General features: G+C 64.4%; 18 protein-coding genes and 1 tRNA gene. 14 read left to right on the top strand and 5 right to left on the bottom strand.

Annotated features, from left to right (window positions below; all coding sequences use genetic code 11):
• Positions 1-332 precede the first annotated feature (332 nt).
• Positions 333-1,973, top strand: coding sequence for an AMP-binding protein (locus B7X49_RS08125; RefSeq protein ID WP_286703236.1), 1,641 nt, complete (start codon positions 333-335; stop codon positions 1,971-1,973).
• Positions 1,974-1,985: 12 nt separating this feature from the next.
• Here B7X49_RS08125 and B7X49_RS08120 read toward each other — a convergent pair whose 3' ends face one another.
• Both B7X49_RS08120 and B7X49_RS08115 read right to left on the bottom strand, forming a co-directional pair.
• On the bottom strand, positions 1,986-2,948 hold the full coding sequence (locus B7X49_RS08120; protein WP_286703235.1) for a 2-dehydropantoate 2-reductase: 963 nt from the start codon (positions 2,946-2,948) through the stop codon (positions 1,986-1,988).
• Positions 2,945-4,102, bottom strand: coding sequence for an AMP-binding protein (locus B7X49_RS08115; RefSeq protein ID WP_286838949.1), 1,158 nt, complete (start codon positions 4,100-4,102; stop codon positions 2,945-2,947). Before B7X49_RS08115 ends, B7X49_RS08120 begins: the two co-directional genes overlap by 4 nt.
• 408 nt (positions 4,103-4,510) lie before the next feature.
• On the opposite strand from B7X49_RS08115, the gene B7X49_RS08110 reads away from it, so the two are divergent.
• Together B7X49_RS08110 and B7X49_RS08105 are read left to right on the top strand one after the other, a co-directional pair.
• The gene (locus B7X49_RS08110) at positions 4,511-4,633 is read left to right on the top strand and encodes a hypothetical protein (protein ID WP_286703233.1); all 123 of its coding nucleotides are present in this window, start codon (positions 4,511-4,513) and stop codon (positions 4,631-4,633) included.
• Positions 4,634-4,750: 117 nt separating this feature from the next.
• Positions 4,751-5,284 carry a hypothetical protein gene (locus B7X49_RS08105; protein WP_286703232.1) on the top strand — a complete coding sequence of 178 codons (534 nt, stop codon included), beginning with the start codon at positions 4,751-4,753 and terminating at the stop codon, positions 5,282-5,284.
• Between the two features lie 25 nt (positions 5,285-5,309).
• On the opposite strand, the gene B7X49_RS08100 is transcribed toward B7X49_RS08105, so the two are convergent.
• Positions 5,310-5,386: transfer RNA gene (locus B7X49_RS08100), tRNA-Ile, on the bottom strand.
• 106 nt (positions 5,387-5,492) lie between these two features.
• On the opposite strand from B7X49_RS08100, the gene ppa reads away from it, so the two are divergent.
• Complete coding sequence (ppa, locus tag B7X49_RS08095; protein ID WP_029312351.1) at positions 5,493-6,017, top strand: inorganic diphosphatase; 525 nt, start codon at positions 5,493-5,495, stop codon at positions 6,015-6,017.
• Between the two features lie 253 nt (positions 6,018-6,270).
• A complete protein-coding gene (locus B7X49_RS08090) occupies positions 6,271-7,137 on the top strand; it encodes a formate/nitrite transporter family protein (RefSeq protein WP_286703231.1) in 867 nt (288 codons plus the stop codon).
• A 125-nt stretch (positions 7,138-7,262) separates the two neighbouring features.
• Here B7X49_RS08090 and B7X49_RS08085 read toward each other — a convergent pair whose 3' ends face one another.
• Both B7X49_RS08085 and B7X49_RS08080 read right to left on the bottom strand, forming a co-directional pair.
• The gene (locus tag B7X49_RS08085; RefSeq protein WP_286703230.1) at positions 7,263-8,129 is read right to left on the bottom strand and encodes an SDR family NAD(P)-dependent oxidoreductase; all 867 of its coding nucleotides are present in this window, start codon (positions 8,127-8,129) and stop codon (positions 7,263-7,265) included.
• Entirely contained in the window at positions 8,126-8,767 is a 642-nt protein-coding gene (locus B7X49_RS08080; RefSeq protein ID WP_286703229.1) for a DedA family protein, read from the bottom strand. Before B7X49_RS08080 ends, B7X49_RS08085 begins: the two co-directional genes overlap by 4 nt.
• Positions 8,768-8,844: 77 nt before the next feature.
• On the opposite strand from B7X49_RS08080, the gene B7X49_RS08075 reads away from it, so the two are divergent.
• From B7X49_RS08075 to B7X49_RS08035, 9 genes are all read left to right on the top strand, one after another.
• Positions 8,845-9,039 carry a hypothetical protein gene (locus B7X49_RS08075; RefSeq protein ID WP_286703228.1) on the top strand — a complete coding sequence of 65 codons (195 nt, stop codon included), beginning with the start codon at positions 8,845-8,847 and terminating at the stop codon, positions 9,037-9,039.
• A 1-nt stretch (position 9,040) separates the two neighbouring features.
• Entirely contained in the window at positions 9,041-9,364 is a 324-nt protein-coding gene (locus B7X49_RS08070; protein WP_286703227.1) for a cell division protein ZapA, read from the top strand.
• Positions 9,365-9,588: 224 nt separating this feature from the next.
• Complete coding sequence (locus B7X49_RS08065; RefSeq protein WP_286703226.1) at positions 9,589-10,176, top strand: YcxB family protein; 588 nt, start codon at positions 9,589-9,591, stop codon at positions 10,174-10,176.
• Entirely contained in the window at positions 10,173-10,754 is a 582-nt protein-coding gene (locus tag B7X49_RS08060; RefSeq protein WP_286703225.1) for a 5-formyltetrahydrofolate cyclo-ligase, read from the top strand. Before B7X49_RS08065 ends, B7X49_RS08060 begins: the two co-directional genes overlap by 4 nt.
• A complete protein-coding gene (locus B7X49_RS08055) occupies positions 10,751-11,908 on the top strand; it encodes an aminotransferase class I/II-fold pyridoxal phosphate-dependent enzyme (RefSeq protein WP_245594145.1) in 1,158 nt (385 codons plus the stop codon). Before B7X49_RS08060 ends, B7X49_RS08055 begins: the two co-directional genes overlap by 4 nt.
• A gap of 29 nt (positions 11,909-11,937) precedes the next feature.
• Positions 11,938-12,498 (top strand): hypothetical protein, encoded by a 561-nt coding sequence (locus B7X49_RS08050; RefSeq protein ID WP_286703224.1) that lies wholly within the window; start codon positions 11,938-11,940, stop codon positions 12,496-12,498.
• A gap of 121 nt (positions 12,499-12,619) precedes the next feature.
• The gene (locus tag B7X49_RS08045) at positions 12,620-13,696 is read left to right on the top strand and encodes a type III polyketide synthase (RefSeq protein ID WP_029312341.1); all 1,077 of its coding nucleotides are present in this window, start codon (positions 12,620-12,622) and stop codon (positions 13,694-13,696) included.
• Between the two features lie 70 nt (positions 13,697-13,766).
• Positions 13,767-14,453, top strand: coding sequence for a methyltransferase domain-containing protein (locus B7X49_RS08040; protein WP_286703223.1), 687 nt, complete (start codon positions 13,767-13,769; stop codon positions 14,451-14,453).
• Complete coding sequence (locus tag B7X49_RS08035) at positions 14,450-15,571, top strand: NAD(P)/FAD-dependent oxidoreductase (protein WP_286703222.1); 1,122 nt, start codon at positions 14,450-14,452, stop codon at positions 15,569-15,571. The genes B7X49_RS08040 and B7X49_RS08035 overlap by 4 nt, the downstream gene beginning before the upstream one ends.
• Positions 15,572-15,728 lie beyond the last annotated feature (157 nt).

Genomic DNA, 15,728 nt, shown 5'->3' with positions numbered 1-15,728 from the left:
GATGTGGGGCTTTTTCGCGCGTGCCAATGTGCCCTGGCGGTTGGGTTGTCTGGAGTCTGTTGTCGCGACGCGGTTTTTTCACCGCAGGCATCATCCCAACGACGCCTGGCGCGTCTGCCGGCGACCTGGCCGACCGAATATGGCATCGACACGCCGATGCCCGCGACATCGAGTGGCCTGTTGATGAGCCCGCTTGGTCCGTGCGGGGTGGGCGCTACGACCGTTCGCGAGTAGGGGCGGAGTGCCGCAGGAGGGGGTAAACCGTCCTGCGCGATCGGCATTCCCACGGCGCGATCCGTGGTCTAGGCTCCGATAAAAATCGGAGTGACGCCATGACGCCAAGCTATGTCCAGGGATTGAGCGCGACGCCGCGGCTTGGCGTGACGATTGGGGCGGCGCTGGAGGCGGCGGCGCGGGCGCATCCGGCGCGGGATGCGTTGATCGCTTGCGCCGAGGGTGTGCGGCTGGATTATGCGGCGTTTGATGCGCAGGTTGATGCGTGCGCGGCCGGGTTGATTGCATTGGGGCTTGAGCGGGGCGATCGGGTCGGGATTTTTTCGCCGAACAATGTTGCCTGGGCGGTGCTGCAATTTGCCTCGGCCAAGGCGGGGTTGATTCTGGTGACGGTCAATCCGGCGTATCGGGTCTCCGAGCTGGAATTCGCCTTGAATGCCGTGCAGTGCAAGGCGCTGGTGTTGGCGCGGCGGTTCAAGAGCAGCGATTACGTTGCGATGCTGGAGAGTATTCCGCCGGCGCGGCTTGCGCATCTGCGCTGGCGGATCGTGATCGGCGATGGGCCGGCACCGGCGGGGATGATGCGGTTCGACGATGTTGCCGCCGGGGCGACCGATGCGGCGCGGGCAACGCTTGCCCGTTTGCGCCTGGATTTGCAGTTTGATGATCCGATCAACATTCAGTTCACCTCGGGGACGACCGGCGCGCCGAAGGGAGCGACGTTGTCGCACAACAATGTGTTGAACAACGGGTTTTTCGTGGGCGAGGGCATCGGGCTGCGGGCGGGGGACCGGATTTGTATTCCGGTGCCGCTGTATCATTGTTTCGGCATGGTGATGGGTAATCTCGCGGCGGTGACGCATGGGGCGGCGATGATCTATCCCGGTGAGGGGTTCGATCCGCGCGCGACGCTGGCGGCGGTGAGCGATGAGCGGTGCACGCATCTGTATGGCGTGCCGACCATGTTCATTGCGGAGTTGGAGCATCCTGCGTTTGGCGAATTCGACCTGTCATCGCTGCGGGGTGGCATTATGGCCGGGACGTCCTGCCCGATCGAGGTGATGCGGCGGGTGATGGAGCGGATGCATATGCCCGAGATTACCATTTGCTATGGCATGACCGAGACATCGCCGGTGAGTTTTCAGTCGGCGGTGGATGACACGGCAGAGCGACGGGTGGCGACGGTGGGGCGGATTCATCCGCATCTGGAGGTCAAGATTATCGATCCGGAGGGGCGGATCGTGCCGGTGGGTGAGCGGGGCGAGATTTGCACGCGCGGGTATTCGGTGATGCTCGGGTACTGGGATCAGGCGGAGAAGACGCGCGAGGTGATCGATCCGGCAGGGTGGATGCATACCGGCGATCTCGGTGTGATCGATGCCGAGGGGTATTGCACCATCGTGGGGCGCAGCAAGGATATCGTGATCCGGGGTGGGGAGAATATTTATCCGCGCGAGGTCGAGGAGTTTTTGTTCCGTCATCCGAAAGTGGCCGGGGCCTCGGTGTTCGCGGTGCCGGATGCGCGGTTCGGCGAGGTGCCGTGCGCGTGGATTCAGCCGGCGGCGGGCGAGAGCGTGACGGCGGAGGAGATCGTGGCGTTCTGCGAGGGGCAGATCGCGCATTACAAGATTCCGCGCCATATCCGCATCGTCGAGGGGTTTCCGATGACGGTGACCGGCAAGATCCAGAAATTCATCATGCGGGATATCATGGTCGCGGAACTGGGGATCGCGGGCTGATCGAGGTCCGAACTAACGCTGCGCGCGTTGGCGGGTGAGGGCGAGGATGGTTGTGCTGATCGGGACCGGGATTCCGACCCAGCCGGCGATTTCGACGACGGCGCCGAGCAGGGCCTCGATTTCGATCGGGCGGCCGCGTTCGAGGTCTTGCAGCATCGAGGTTTTATGGGCGCCGACGTCGGCGGCGCCGGCGATTCGCTTGTTAAGATCGATGCTGAAGCGGGCACCGAGCGCTTCGGCGACGGCCTGGCCTTCGGCCATCATGGCGCGTGCCACGGCGCTGGTGCCGGGGTCGGCGGTGATGCGGTCGAGCGTGGCGCCGGTGAGGGCGCTGATCGGGTTGAACGCCATGTTGCCCCACAGCTTGACCCAGATATCGTCGCGGATGCGCGGGCGGAGCGGTGCTTTCAGCCCGGCGGCGATCAGGGCGCGGCTGATCGCTTCGGCGCGGTCGGTGCGCGTGCCATCGGGTTCGCCGAGCACGAAGCGGTCGCCGTAGGTGTGGTTGATCACGCCGGGTTCGAGGATTTCGGCGGCGGGGTAGACCACGCAGCCGAGCGTCTGGCCGGGCGGCAGCGCCTCGGTGACGGCGCCGGTGGGATCGACCGCGGTGATCCGGCGATCGGTGAAGGGGGCGGGCAGGCCGTGGGTGTACCACCAGGGTATGCCGTTGATGGCGGCGATGATGGTGGTGGCGGGGCCGATCAGGGGGCGGAGTTGCGGCAGGGCGGGTTCGATGCCCTGGGCTTTCAGCGTGATCAGCACGTAATCCTGCGGGCCGAGGTCGGCCGCGTCGGCGACGCGGGGGCGGGTCGCGATGCGTTCGCCGCCGGAGAGCAGGATCAGGCCGTTGGCCTCGATGGCGGCGCGATGGGGGCCGCGCGCGACGATTGACACATCGGTGCCGGCGGCCTGCAGCCTTGCTGCGACCAGGCCGCCGATGGCACCGGCGCCGAAGACGCAGATCCGGCTCATGCGGTGACGAGCCCGAGGCGCTGGGCGAGGCCGATGCGCTGGACCTTGCCGGTGGCGCCTTTGGGGATGGCATCCATGATCAGGATCTGGCGGGGCACTTTGAACGGTGCGAGGCGGGCGGCGGCGAAATCGCGGACGTCCTGCACGGTGAGGGTGGTGCCGGGGCGCGGCACCACGATGGCGGCGACCTCTTCGCCGAGTTTGGCGTGGGGCACGGCGAAGGTGCAGGCTTCGGCGACGCCCGGATGATCGAGGAGGGCGACGTCGACTTCGAGTGGGCTGATTTTTTCGCCGCCGCGGTTGATCATTTCCTTGAGCCGGCCGGTGAGGTGCAGATAGCCATCGGCATCGAGGCGGCCTTCATCGCCGGTGCGGAACCAGCCGTTGGTGAAAGCGCGCGCGGTGGCTTCGGGGTTGCCGGCGTAGCCCAGGGTGACGTTGGGGCCACGGATGACGACTTCACCGGTGGCACCTTGGTCGAGCAGAGCGCCGGCCTCGTTCATGATGGCGATTTCGGGGCCGGCGGGCAGGCCGACCGAGCCGGGCTTGCGGGGGCGTGGCGGCAGCGGGTTCGCGGCCATCTGGTGGGCGGCCTCGGTCATGCCATAGGCCTCGATCACCGGGGCGGCGAATACATCTTCCAGTTCGGTCATGACCTGCGGCGGCAGCGAGGCGGAGGAGGAGCGGATGAAGCGCAGGCGGGCGGCGCGCATGGCGGCGGGCTCGCCGTGCACGCGCATCAGGATGGCCTGGTGCATGGTCGGAACGGCGGTATACCAGCTGGGTTGCACTTCGTGCAGCCAGGTCGCGAAGCGGAAGGCGTTGAAGCCGGGGGTGCAGCAGACGCGCGCGCCGGCGGCGAGGGAGGCGAGCGTTGCGGCGACCAGGCCGTGGATGTGGAACAGCGGCATCACGTTCAGGCAGGTATCGTCGGCGGTGAGGGCGAGGCTGGTGGCGATATGATGGGCGGATGCGGAGAGGTTGCGGCCGGTGAGCGGCACGATTTTCGGCCGCGCGGTGGTGCCGGAGGTGTGGAGGACCAGGGCCTCGTCGTCCGGTTCGGCGGGGCCGGGACGGGATGGCGCGGTTTGGGGCAGGCTTGTGCACTCGAGCGTGAAGGCGCCGGCCGGGGCGGTTTCGGTGAGTTCGATCAACGGGATGGCGAGCCGGGACGCGACGGTGCGGACAGGCGATGCCGCGCCGGCCGGTGGCGGCTGCCGGGCCGTTGGGCAGCACGATCGCGACGCGGTCGCCCCGGCCGGTGCCGTGGGAGTTCAGCCTGGCGCATGTTGCGCGGACAAGTGCGGCAAGGTCTGTGCCATCAAGCCAGGGCTGCCCGGGCGCGCCGATCGCGGCGGCACCGGTATGGTTGGTTGCGAGATGGTGGATTGTTGCCGTCATATGCCGCCTCCTGAGTGTCATGTCTCGCGCGGTTCGAGCGGGGCGGCAAGGGCAGGTTATCCTTGCGATATGGCAATGTGATGTTCATCACATCCAGGCAGCCTGTAATCGGGTAGTCAGACTGGCATGGTGTTTATGATCAGCCAGACAGGAGGCTTTCGATGATCCGGATCGCCCGGCGTCGTTTCGACTGGATCGTCGCCCGTACCTTGACCGCCCAGCGTTTTATCACCGCATTTCTTTTGGCGCTCAGGTCTGATCGCGCCGACAGCCCGATGGTTTGAGGCTTGTGAAAATCGGGCGACTCACGATTTCGTGTTTCTGTACTCTCTCTGTTACCGTCACAGGCGCGTTTGACATCCGTCCCGCCGAACTCAATAAAACCGAACGAGGAAACGACCGTGTTGCTGACTTATACCGATACCAATGTCGTCAGATTTCCGCGGGAGTTGCGCTGCTTCGACCTTGATGCGTTGATTGAGGTAGAGCCAGATATCATGCAGGCGGATCGGCTCTCGGAGCGGTACGGGCTCGATATTCTGCCGTTCGACCTGATCGATGTTGCGGAGACCGAGGCGCGGGAGCAGATTGCCGAGTTCAATGCAGCGGACGCGGTGGCGTTTCAGGCGACGCTGCGCCAGATGAGCGAGCAAGCATTTTCCCGGGCGATTGAGTTATGTATCCATGCGCAGAAGGTCGATGCGCGTGCCGGGCGCCTGCGGCGGCAGGCCGATGCGGCGAAGCCGGCCGAGTTCGGGTTCCTCAACGTCTGTGCGGAGGATGCCGAGCGTACCGCCGCGATCGCGACGCTCGCTGCGCTGACCGCAGCGCACCGTGCCCGGGGCATTGATGCCGCGGTATCGTTGAAGCTGCAAGGCTGTGATCGTTTCTTTCCGTTCGGGCTTGTAACGCTGCCGGTCGGCAAGCGGGCGTAAACAGAGTGGTCGTGCGCTAATTGCGTGGTGCGCCGGGCAGGACTTGAACCCGCAACCAAACCGTTATGAGCGGTCCGCTCTAACCAGTTGAGCTACCGGCGCACACCGGGCCTGTATGAGCAAGCCGCTCGGTCTGGGCAAGGGGGGCGATTGGCAATGGCGGGCTGGGCTTGTATGAGGCGCGCGGGATTAGCAGGAGAGTTTTTCCATGGATGTGAGCAAGCTTTCGGCCGGCAAGGCACCGCCGTCGGATATTCATGTAGTGATCGAGATCCCGCAGGGGTCAGCGGTGAAATATGAGGTCGACAAGGACAGCGGGGCGATCATGGTCGATCGGTTTCTGTTCACGCCGATGGCCTACCCGGCGGCTTACGGGTTCATCCCGGGCACGCTGGCCGATGACGGCGACCCGGCGGATGCGCTGGTGCTGACGCCGGCGGCCGTGGTGCCGGGCGCGGTGATCCGGGCGCGGCCGATCGGGGTGCTGCGGATGGAAGATGAGGCCGGGATGGATGAAAAGATCGTCTGCGTGCCGCATGACAAGATCCACCCGCAGTGGAGCGACATCAACGAGGTTTCACAATTGCCGGCGATTACGCGCGACGCGATCGAGCATTTTTTCACCCATTACAAGGACCTCGAGAAGGGGAAATGGGTGAAGGTGACCGGTTGGGAGGGTCGTGCGGCAGCCGAGGCGGCGATTGCCGGGAGTTTGGCGCGGTATAAGGGTTAGGTTAGGGCTTCGATTTTTTGCAAAAAAGAAGAAAAAACGTTTATTCGTAGGGTCGTGCTGGTGAAACCGCCCACGGCCCAGATTAAAAAAGTTTTTTGCTGCTTTTTTACAAAAAAGCAGTGCTCCTTTTGGCGGCCTAGCCTTAGGAGACTGCGCTAGCAAACCGTTGCCGATATGATCTTGAGTCTGACCAGACCGATCATCATGTGCTTCGCTTCCAACGGAGTGAAACGCATGATGATTGGGGTTTGTTGTGGCTGAGGGCTCCAAGGCTGCTGGATCGGACTCGCCGCATCTGGATCAGGGCGAGCAGTCGCAGGCCGCGCAGCATTCCGGGCTGCGGCCACTGGTGATTCACGAAATCATCCGTGAAGAGGGTGAGGACGAGCTTGAGCGATCGAACGGCGCGCTGACGCTTTCGGGGTTTGCCGCCGGCCTGTCGATGGGGTTTTCGTTTCTGACCGAGGCGTTGATCCGCGCGGATCTGCCGGCGAGCACGTGGCGGCATCTGATCGCGAGTTTTGGCTATAGCGTCGGGTTTATCATCGCGGTGCTGGGGCGGCAGCAATTGTTCACCGAGAGCACGCTGACCGCGGTGCTGCCGCTGTTGACGCGGCGTGATGGTGCGACGGCGGTGGCGATCGGGCGGTTATGGGCGATCGTGCTGGTGATGAATTTGGTGGGAACCTGGGTGTTTGCCGCGCTGTTGCTGGTGCATGGCGTATTCTCGGATGCGGTGGTGGACTCGCTCGGGGTGATCGGGCGTGAGGCGGTGCATGCCGCGTTCGGTGTGACCTTCGTGAAGGCGATGTTTGCCGGTTGGTTGATCGCGCTGATGGTGTGGATTCTGCCGAGCGCGCGATCGGCGCGGCTGCTGACCGTGCTGCTGATCACCTATGTGGTTGCGATCGCCAAGCTATCCCACGTGGTCGCGGGGTCGGCTGAGGCGGCCTATGCCGTGCTGACCGGTACGGCTTCGCTGGGGCAGTATTTTGGAGGCTTTCTGGCGCCGACTTTGCTTGGAAATATTTTGGGTGGCGTGGCGCTGGTGGCGCTGTTGAATCATGGGACTGTGGCTGAGGAAATTCATGAGGGTGAGAATAAGGATAAGGAAGGGTAGGACTTCTTTTTTTTAAAAAAGAAGCAAAAAACTTTTGTTTGTCTTGGACTGTGCCCGTGGAAACGCCCGTGCCCTGAATTAAAGAAAGTTTTTTGCTGCTTTTTTACAAAAAAGCAGTGCTTGCTTCACTCACTTGACGTCCCGCGCTCGCTCTCAAGTATTCCCGCCAGTCCCTCGCGATACGTCGGGTATCGCCAGGCGAGGTTCAGGCTGGCTTTGGTGCGTTGGTTCAGCACGACGCGATTTTCGCCCCAGAACGAGAGCGCCATGGGTGACATGTTGCGTTTAGCATCGTCGAACGCGATCAGGGGGGGCGGGTCGATGCCGAGGAGGCCGGCGGCGTAGGCGATGACGGTGGCGCTGGGGGCGGGCTCGTCGTCGCTGAAGTTCAGGGTGCGGGTGCCGGTTGTGGCGGTGGCGATGGCGGCGAGTGTGCCGTGGGCGATGTCATCCACGTGGATGCGGCTGAATTTATGGTCGGGTTTGTCGATCCGGCGGGCGGTGCCGTCGCGCAGATCGTCGAGCACCGAGCGTCCGGGGCCGTAGATGCCGGCGAGGCGCATGATGTCGATCGCGCAGCGGTGCGACCATTGGGACCATGCGGTTTCGGCGGCGACGCGGCGGCGGGTGCGGTCGGTGCCGGGGGCGGGCGGGGTGGTTTCATCGACCGTGCCGCCGCCGTGATCGCCATAGATGCCGGTGGTCGAGCAATAGCCGATCCAACGCAGGTGGGTGGCGGCTTCGAGGCTGGTTTGGTGCAGCGCCAGGACCGGGTCGCCGGTTTCGGTGGGCGCCGCGGTGACGACGAGGTGGGTGGCGGTGGCGATGGCAGCGCCGGCTGCGGTGAAGGGGATGAGTGTGATGCCTGCGGGGGCGTGCTTGGCGGCGGGGTTGCGCGCGGTGGCGGTGACGCGAAAGCCGGCGTTGCGTGCCTCGATGGCGATGGCGCGGCCGGAGAAGCCGAGGCCGGCGATGACGAGATGATCGTTCATGATTGCTCGCGGCGCGCACGGGCGGCGGCGATGCGTTCCAACCTGTCGCCATGGCGGTGGAACAGCAGGATGGTGACGACGACCGCGATGCCGATGGCAACCGCGATCGCGACACCGATCGGGCCGGCGACGTGTTCGATCTGTTTGCCGAAAACATAGGCGGCACCGCCATAGAGGGTGGCCCACAGGATGCTGGCGATGCTTTGGAACACGACGAAGCGCCGCCAGTCCATCATGGTGACGCCGGCGATGAGGGCGGCGAGGGCGCGCAGCACGGCGAAGAAACGGCCGAATACCACGATTTTACCGCCGTGATTGGCGAACAGCCAGCGCCCCGCGAGCAGGCGGCGTTCGGTGAGGCCGATGCGCGAGCCGTGGCGCAGAATGGTCGGGTAGCCGGCGCGCCGGCCGATCCAGTAACCAAGGACACCGCCGATGATGGCGCCAAGCGCGGCGCTGGCGATCAGGATGAAGATATCGATCCGGTGGGTGGTGCCGGCATAGATTGCGGCCGAGACCAGGGCGGTTTCGCCTGGGAGCGGCAGGCCGAGGCTTTCGAGCAGGACCAGGAGTGCGACGGCGACGCTACCGTAGGCGGCAATCCATGGTTCCATCGCGTGGTGGAAGAAGTGGAGCATTGATCCCTTGGTGGGTTGGTTATTTTGATAAGGTTTACCGGCTTCCCATGTAACGCAAAATCTCCGATAGTCATGGCATGACTGAGCCGGAAACTGAAATCGACACGCTTGACCGCCTGGAGGCTGCTCTGGGCCAGATCGCTGCGCGGGCGGCGCGAACCGATGCGGCGGCTGCGGCGTGTACGCGCACGGATGTGGCGGCGGCCCTCGATCGGCTGATCGTGCAGTTGCGCGATGCGCTCGCATCGATCGGCGAAGCGGAGCACGGGTGAGATGGCGCAGGTAACCATTCGGATCAACGGATATTCGTACGCCGTGACGTGCGAGGACGGTCAGGAGCCGCGCCTGACGGAGATGGCATCGGAGATCGATCGGCGGATCAGCAGCATCAAGGCGATCGGCGGGCAGTCGGGTGAATCGCGATTGCTGGTGCTGGCGGCGCTGCTGCTGGCCGATGAATTGCACGATACCAAGGCAGCGCTGGACATGGCGAAGGCGAGCAAACCGGCTAAGCCGGCCTCACCCGAGCATAACGCGCGGCTGCGGCGCATTGCCGCGCGTGCGGAAGAGATTGCAGCGGACCTCGCGGAGTCCTAAGTTATGTCGGCGAGGCTGCCCGGTGCGTCAGGCACGTTCATCCCCGGGGCCAATAAGTACTCCCAGGGAGCTGGCTCTGTCGGAACCGTGGTTCCGGTATTTCCGGCGCCCACCTGCTCTGCAGGCCTTGGGAGGATGACATCGTCAACGGCCAGGGCGGCTTCGCACTTTGAATCGGCTTCGTTGTGACCCATGACAGTGGACCGTTTGCCGCCATCGGGCCCGTGAGCGCGACAATTGAAGTCAAGCCGGAGGATTTCCGAGAATTCGGCGGCTATATTCCGCGCAAGAGACTTATCAGTATTCTGCTGTTTGTCGTCATTTTGGCTCTGTTTATCGCGATCATTAATTATTCCTGGCTGCAGTACGCGGTTCATCAGGGGCTGTTGGTCGGATGGAACATCAGTCGCCGTTCGGCCGGCCGGGTGGATCTGGCGTTGGCAAACGATGAGGTTTTTCTGACGCTGCTCATTATCGGCGCGATCTATCTGACCTATTACGCCGGCTACCGGGCGGGGCTTCGGCGCATTTTGAAGCGCGTACAGGCGGCACGCGGCGAGGCGCCCGTCACGGCGGAGATTGCTTTGGATTCCAATGGGCTGCATGTCAGGGATGCGTGTATAACTGGTGATTATGGATGGGCCGATGTCTCCGGCGTGATTGAAACCGAGCATCTCTTTTCAATTGCTCTTCTTGGCAGTTCCGCGATGATCGTGCCGAAGCGCGATCTCGATCCTGCGTTCGTGGCGGCGCTGGAGCAGGCGCGAACGGCGTTGCAGGCACGGGATAAGGCACGAGCGGCGAAACGGTGACCGAGACGGACGACGATCGGTGCTCTGACGCCAAGGGATTGGCACGGCAAGAGGCGTTGGCGCGACGGCGGGGCAGTAACGCCGTTCAAGCCGCCTCGGGCTTCTCGGCACACGTCCTGGCGCATTGTCCGCCGGTTACGGGGGCAATCGTATCCGGCTTCTGGCCGATCGGCGATGAGATCGATGTGCGGCCTTTGATGCTGGCGCTGGCACAGCTCGGGCACGAATTATGCCTGCCGGAGACGCCGAAACGCGGTCTGCCGCTGATATTCCGGCGCTGGGCGGCGGGCGAGGCGCTGGTGGCGGGGCGGTTCGGCACGTCGCATCCGGTCGGAGACGTGGTGGTGCCTGACTTCGTGCTGGTGCCGTTGCTGGCGTTCGACCGGGCGGGCAATCGGCTGGGGTATGGCGGCGGGTATTACGATCGGACGCTGGCGGGACTGCCGGGGGCGTTTCGGTTGGGTTGCGCGTTTGCCTGCCAGGAAGTTCCGGCGGTACCGGTGGGACCGAAGGATGAGCGGTTGGATGCGGTGGCGACGGAGCTTGGGGTGATCAGGATGGATGGACGAGCCGCATGATTGATTTGATGGGAATTTCGCAGATTCCGCGCTCGAAGATCGGTGATATCGGGCGGATCGCGTTCGGTGATCGCTCGGTGGTCAATCTGGCGTTCGGCGAGTCCGATTTCGCGCCGCCGGAAGCGGCGACAGCGGCTTTGATGCGGGCGGTGGCGGCGGGTGATACGCATTATGTCGATAGCCGCGGCAAGCCGGCGTTGCGGGCGGCGCTGGCGGATTATTTGACGGGGCTGCATCGATTGCCGGTGGATGAGGGGCGGATCGTGGTGACCGCTTCGGGTATGGCGGCGATTGCGGTGGCGTTTGCCGCCATCGTGCGGGCCGGGGATCGCGTGGTGATCCATGAGCCGGAGTGGCCGAATTTGGCCGGTGCGGCGCTGGCGCGTGGGGCCGAGGTGACGCGGTTTGGTCTGGATGAGGATGGCGCGGGCGGGTTTCGGCTTGATCTGGCGCGGCTGGACACGGTGCTGGCCGGCGCCCGGGTGTTCTGTTTGAACTCGCCCAACAACCCGACCGGGTGGATGGCGAGCGACGCCGAGGTCGCGGGGGTTCTCGCACTATGCCGGCGGCATGGCGTGTGGCTGCTCTCCGATGAGGTGTATTCGCGTCTGACCTTCGATGGGGCGGTGGCCGCACCCTCTGTGCTGGATCATGCGCTGCCGGATGACCGGGTGATGGTGGCGAATTCGGTATCGAAAACCTGGGCGATGACCGGGTTTCGGGTGGGCTGGCTGGTGGTGCCGGCGGGGCTGCGCGATGCGATCGGCGAGTTGACCGAGGCGACGCACTCGACCGTGGCACCCTATTCGCAGGAGGCGGCACTGGCGGCGCTGGGGTGCGAGGATTTCGTGGCGGATTTCCGCGATTTCTGTGCACGCGGGCGGGCGATCGTGCTGGAGGGGCTGGCGGGGTTGAACCGGGTGCAATTGCAGGCGCCGGCGGCGAGTTTCTATGCCTTCGCGCGGATCGACGGTGTGGATGACAGCCTGGCGTTGGCGCGGCGCCTGGTGGTGGAGCACAAGGTGGCTGTGGCGCCCGGTGTGGCGTTCGGTGCGGCGGGGGAAGGGCATTTGCGGGTGTGTTTTGCGCAGAGCCCGGAAAAACTGGCGCGCGCGATGGATCGGTTGCGGATGGGTCTTGCGGCGCTAACCTGATCTTAACGAATTTGCGCTATAGACTGCGTGTGAAGATTTTATTCATCATTTTTGCGTTGTGGCTGCCGGTGATGGGTTGGGCGCGCACCATTTTGCCGACCGCATCGTTGCCGGATCGGGCGATGACGCCCGGGGCGATCAATCCGGCTGTGACGCCGGGGACGATCGATCAGACGATTTGTGTGCGGGGATGGACGCGATCGGTGCGGCCGGGCGTGCGCTATACCGAACGGCTGAAAAAATCGCAGATCCGGGCTTATGGTTACGCGGATACCAGGCCCTGGAAGTACGAGGAGGATCATTTGATCCCGCTCGATCTGGGAGGATCGCCTGATTCGCCGCTCAACCTGTGGCCGGAGCCGCATTTCGGGCCGGGTGAATGGGGATCATACGCCAAGGATCGGCTGGAGGCGCGGATGGTGCGGCTGGTGTGCCGGCATCAACTGTCGCTCGATAAGGCGCGGGCGATGATGGCGGGGGACTGGGTGGCGGCGTACCGGCGCTATCTGGGGCCCGAGCCGGATAATTCACGGCCGGAGCGGCGATATCGGGCATATCATGGCGGCTATTGGCACCATCACGGCTGGTAGATGGCGCGGTTCGGCGTGTGCGATCGATCGATTTGACCCTGCTTGCTTGTCTTTGCCTTGACGATGCTCATTTAGTGAAGACGGTGCGGTGTGCCGCGTCAATGTCATGGAAGCGAGCGCAATGACCACGGCTTATATCAACCGGATTGGCACTGCGGTGCCCGAAAACGATATTCATCAAGGGTTTGTCGATTACGCGCGAACCATGCTGGACCCTCGCAAGGCCGCGGTGTTTTCGCGGATGGCGGAGCGCGCCGCGATCGGGCATCGGTATTCGCATCTGGCCATGGGCGATCTGGTCGCCGGGGATGTCGATGCGCAGGATTTCTACCGGCGTGGCGACTTTCCCGATATCGGTAAGCGGATGGCGCAATATGAGCGAACCGCGCCGGAACTGGCCGGTCAGGCGATCGGTGCGCTGGGGTTGGGCGACGCGATGGATGGGATTACGCATCTGGTCGTCGCTTCATGTACGGGTTTCACGGCGCCGGGGCTGGACCAGCATATCGCGTGGCGATTGGGCCTGCGGGCGGATGTGCAGCGGACGCTGGTAGGGTTCATGGGGTGTTCGGCCGCGGTGCCGGCGCTGCGGATTGCGCAGGCGGCGGTGCTGGCCGATCCGGCGGCGAAGGTTCTGGTCGTCAACCTCGAACTTTGCACGCTGCATTTGCAGGAGACCGATGACCTCGAAACCGCGCTGACGTTCATGCTGTTCGGCGATGGCTGTGCGGCGACGCTGGTGACCGCGGAGCCCGAAGGGTTTGCGATGGCGGATTTCCGGGCAGCGACGATTCCCGAAACGGAGGATCTGATCACCTGGCATATCGGCGCGCAGGGGTTTCTGATGCATCTTTCGGGCGGGGTGCCGGGCAAGATTGCGCAGGCGTTGCGCGAGGATCTGGCGCGGTCGGATGCGGGCGGGTTGCTGCGCGGCGAGGGGACCCAGGCGGTCGATTTATGGGCCGTCCACGGCGGCGGGCGCACGGTGCTCGACGCGGTCGAGTCCGGGTTTGGGCTCGCACCGGAGGCGTTGGCACCGTCACGCGCGGTGCTGTCGGCGCATGGCAATATGTCATCGGCGACCGTGATGTTTGTGCTCAAGCGGATGATGGAGCGGGCGACCGCGGGCGCGCGCGGCATGGCGATGGCGTTCGGGCCCGGCATGGTGGCCGAAACGTTCCGGTTCAGCGTGGTGTGACGGTGCGCCACACGGTTCGTCGCGGGACCAGACGGTTTTTGCTTCGTTTTGCTTGCTGACGGAATATCACATGACCCTGACCTACCGCAGTACCGAACCCGAAGTCATGGACGACCCTAGCCTTGATCCTGCGGTTTATGCGCGCTGCATCGGCGATCTGGCGAAGGTGAACCGGGTGACGTTCACGCATCGGCCGGTGTTGCGCTGGTTGGCCGCGGTGGCGCCGGCGGGTGGGGTGTCCGTGCTTGATGTCGCGTTTGGCGATGGGGATTTGCTGCGGGCGATTGCACGCTGGGCAGACAAGCGCGGCGTTGCAATGCGGTTGAGCGGGATTGATCTCAATCCGCGCAGCGCCGTGGCCGCGCGCGCGGCGACGCCGGCAGGCATGGATATTGTCTATCGCACCGGCGATGTATTCGAGGCGGCGCCGGACCCGAAACCCGATTTCATCGTGACGTCGCAATTCACGCATCATCTGGATGACCGGCAATTGGTGCAGTTTTTGCGCTGGCTGGACCGGACGGCGGAACGAGGGTGGTATATCACGGATCTGCATCGGCATGCGGTGCCGTATTACGGGTTTCGGGTGCTGGCGCGGCTGATGGGGTGGCACCGGATTGTGGCCTCCGACGGAACGGTTTCGATCGCGCGAGGTTTTCGCCGGGGCGATTGGCAGGCAGCACTCGCGGCGGCGGGCGTGCAGGCGGATATTCGCTGGCAGTTTCCGTTCCGGTACGGCGTGTCGCGCGCGTCATGACAGCAATTGTCGTGGCGGGGGGCGGACTGGCGGGTGCCGCCGCCGCCGCTGCGCTGGCGCGGGCGGGCAGGGACGTTACGGTGATCGAGCGTGATGCGGCGCCGGCGCACAAGATTTGTGGGGAGTTTCTGAGCGTCGAGGCGCAGGCTTCGCTCGCGGCGATCGGTTTTGATGTCACAGCGCTGGGTGGCCACCGGATTTCACGGCTGCGCCTGGTGCGCGATGACGCGGCGGTGAGCGTCGGTCTGCCGTTCGAGGGATTGGGAATCACCCGGCGGCGGCTTGATGCGGCGTTGCTCGACCACGCGGCATCATGCGGCACGGTGGTGCGGCGCGGCGTTGCCATCCGCGGGGTGGATTGCCGCGATGGGCTACGGCTGGATTTGGCCGGCGAGGCGCCGATCCGCCCGGATATGCTGCTGCTGGCCACCGGCAAGCACGACCTGCGCGGCGTGCGGCGACAGGCGGCCGAACCGGAAGCATTGGTTGGGTTCAAGATGTATTTCCGGCTGAACCCCGCGGCGCGGCAGGCGCTGGCCGGTCATATCGACCTGATCCTGTTCGACGATGGCTACGCCGGGTTGCAGATGGTCGAGGACGGTATGGCCAACCTGTCGCTGTTGGTCGACCGGGCGCGGTTGCAACGTGTCGGCGGCACCTGGACAGCACTGCTGGCCGATTTAGTAAAACGCAACACCCTGCTGGCGGACCGGCTGACCGGCTCCGTGCCGCTGCTCGATCAACCGCTAACGATTTTTCGCGTGCCCTACGGCTTCGTCCACCGGCCGGCCGCGAACGACCGGGACCGCGTATACCGCCTGGGCGATCAGGCAGGGGTGATCCCCTCGTTCACCGGCGATGGGATGGCCATCGCCCTGCACAGCGCAACCCGCGCGGCAAATGCGATCATCGCCGGACACACCGCATCCGCCTATCACCGCGCTCTGCGGCGCGACATCAGCGGACAGATCAGGCGCGCCGCCGCCCTCTATCGCCTCGCCCGCATGCCGCTGGCGCAACGCGCCCTATTCGGCGTCGCTGGCACGTTCCCAAGCCTCCTGCGCCTCGCGGCTCAGTACACACGCGTGCCCCCCCGGGCGCGGTCGGCTCTGTACTGAGGGGTTCTTCGGAGTGGTACTGAGGTTAAATAAGACCAAGGCTCCGCCCGGGACCCGCTAAGGAAACTCTGAAAAACCCTTTACGATACGTTTTCGGTATGATTCATTGGGTTTGACAGAGAGGATTCCCCTGGATGCAGCGGAGTTTTGCTGAGTA

The organism is Acidiphilium sp. 34-64-41, from assembly GCF_002282635.1.
GTDB lineage: Bacteria > Pseudomonadota > Alphaproteobacteria > Acetobacterales > Acetobacteraceae > Acidiphilium > Acidiphilium rubrum.
The sequence above is the reverse complement of the archived record's forward strand: the minus strand, read 5'-3'. Positions and strand labels throughout refer to the sequence as shown.

Excerpts from the sequence above, each read along its gene's own strand:
- ppa (WP_029312351.1), top strand. The coding sequence starts at position 5,493 with ATGGATGTGAGCAAGCTTTCGGCCGGCAAGGCACCGCCGTCGGATATT.
- B7X49_RS08070 (WP_286703227.1), top strand. The coding sequence starts at position 9,041 with ATGGCGCAGGTAACCATTCGGATCAACGGATATTCGTACGCCGTGACG.
- B7X49_RS08045 (WP_029312341.1), top strand. The coding sequence starts at position 12,620 with ATGACCACGGCTTATATCAACCGGATTGGCACTGCGGTGCCCGAAAAC.
- B7X49_RS08075 (WP_286703228.1), top strand. The coding sequence starts at position 8,845 with ATGACTGAGCCGGAAACTGAAATCGACACGCTTGACCGCCTGGAGGCT.
- B7X49_RS08080 (WP_286703229.1), bottom strand. The coding sequence starts at position 8,767 with ATGCTCCACTTCTTCCACCACGCGATGGAACCATGGATTGCCGCCTAC.
- B7X49_RS08125 (WP_286703236.1), top strand. The coding sequence starts at position 333 with ATGACGCCAAGCTATGTCCAGGGATTGAGCGCGACGCCGCGGCTTGGC.
- B7X49_RS08110 (WP_286703233.1), top strand. The coding sequence starts at position 4,511 with ATGATCCGGATCGCCCGGCGTCGTTTCGACTGGATCGTCGCCCGTACC.
- B7X49_RS08035 (WP_286703222.1), top strand. The coding sequence starts at position 14,450 with ATGACAGCAATTGTCGTGGCGGGGGGCGGACTGGCGGGTGCCGCCGCC.
- B7X49_RS08120 (WP_286703235.1), bottom strand. The coding sequence starts at position 2,948 with ATGAGCCGGATCTGCGTCTTCGGCGCCGGTGCCATCGGCGGCCTGGTC.
- B7X49_RS08040 (WP_286703223.1), top strand. The coding sequence starts at position 13,767 with ATGACCCTGACCTACCGCAGTACCGAACCCGAAGTCATGGACGACCCT.
- B7X49_RS08085 (WP_286703230.1), bottom strand. The coding sequence starts at position 8,129 with ATGAACGATCATCTCGTCATCGCCGGCCTCGGCTTCTCCGGCCGCGCC.
- B7X49_RS08055 (WP_245594145.1), top strand. The coding sequence starts at position 10,751 with ATGATTGATTTGATGGGAATTTCGCAGATTCCGCGCTCGAAGATCGGT.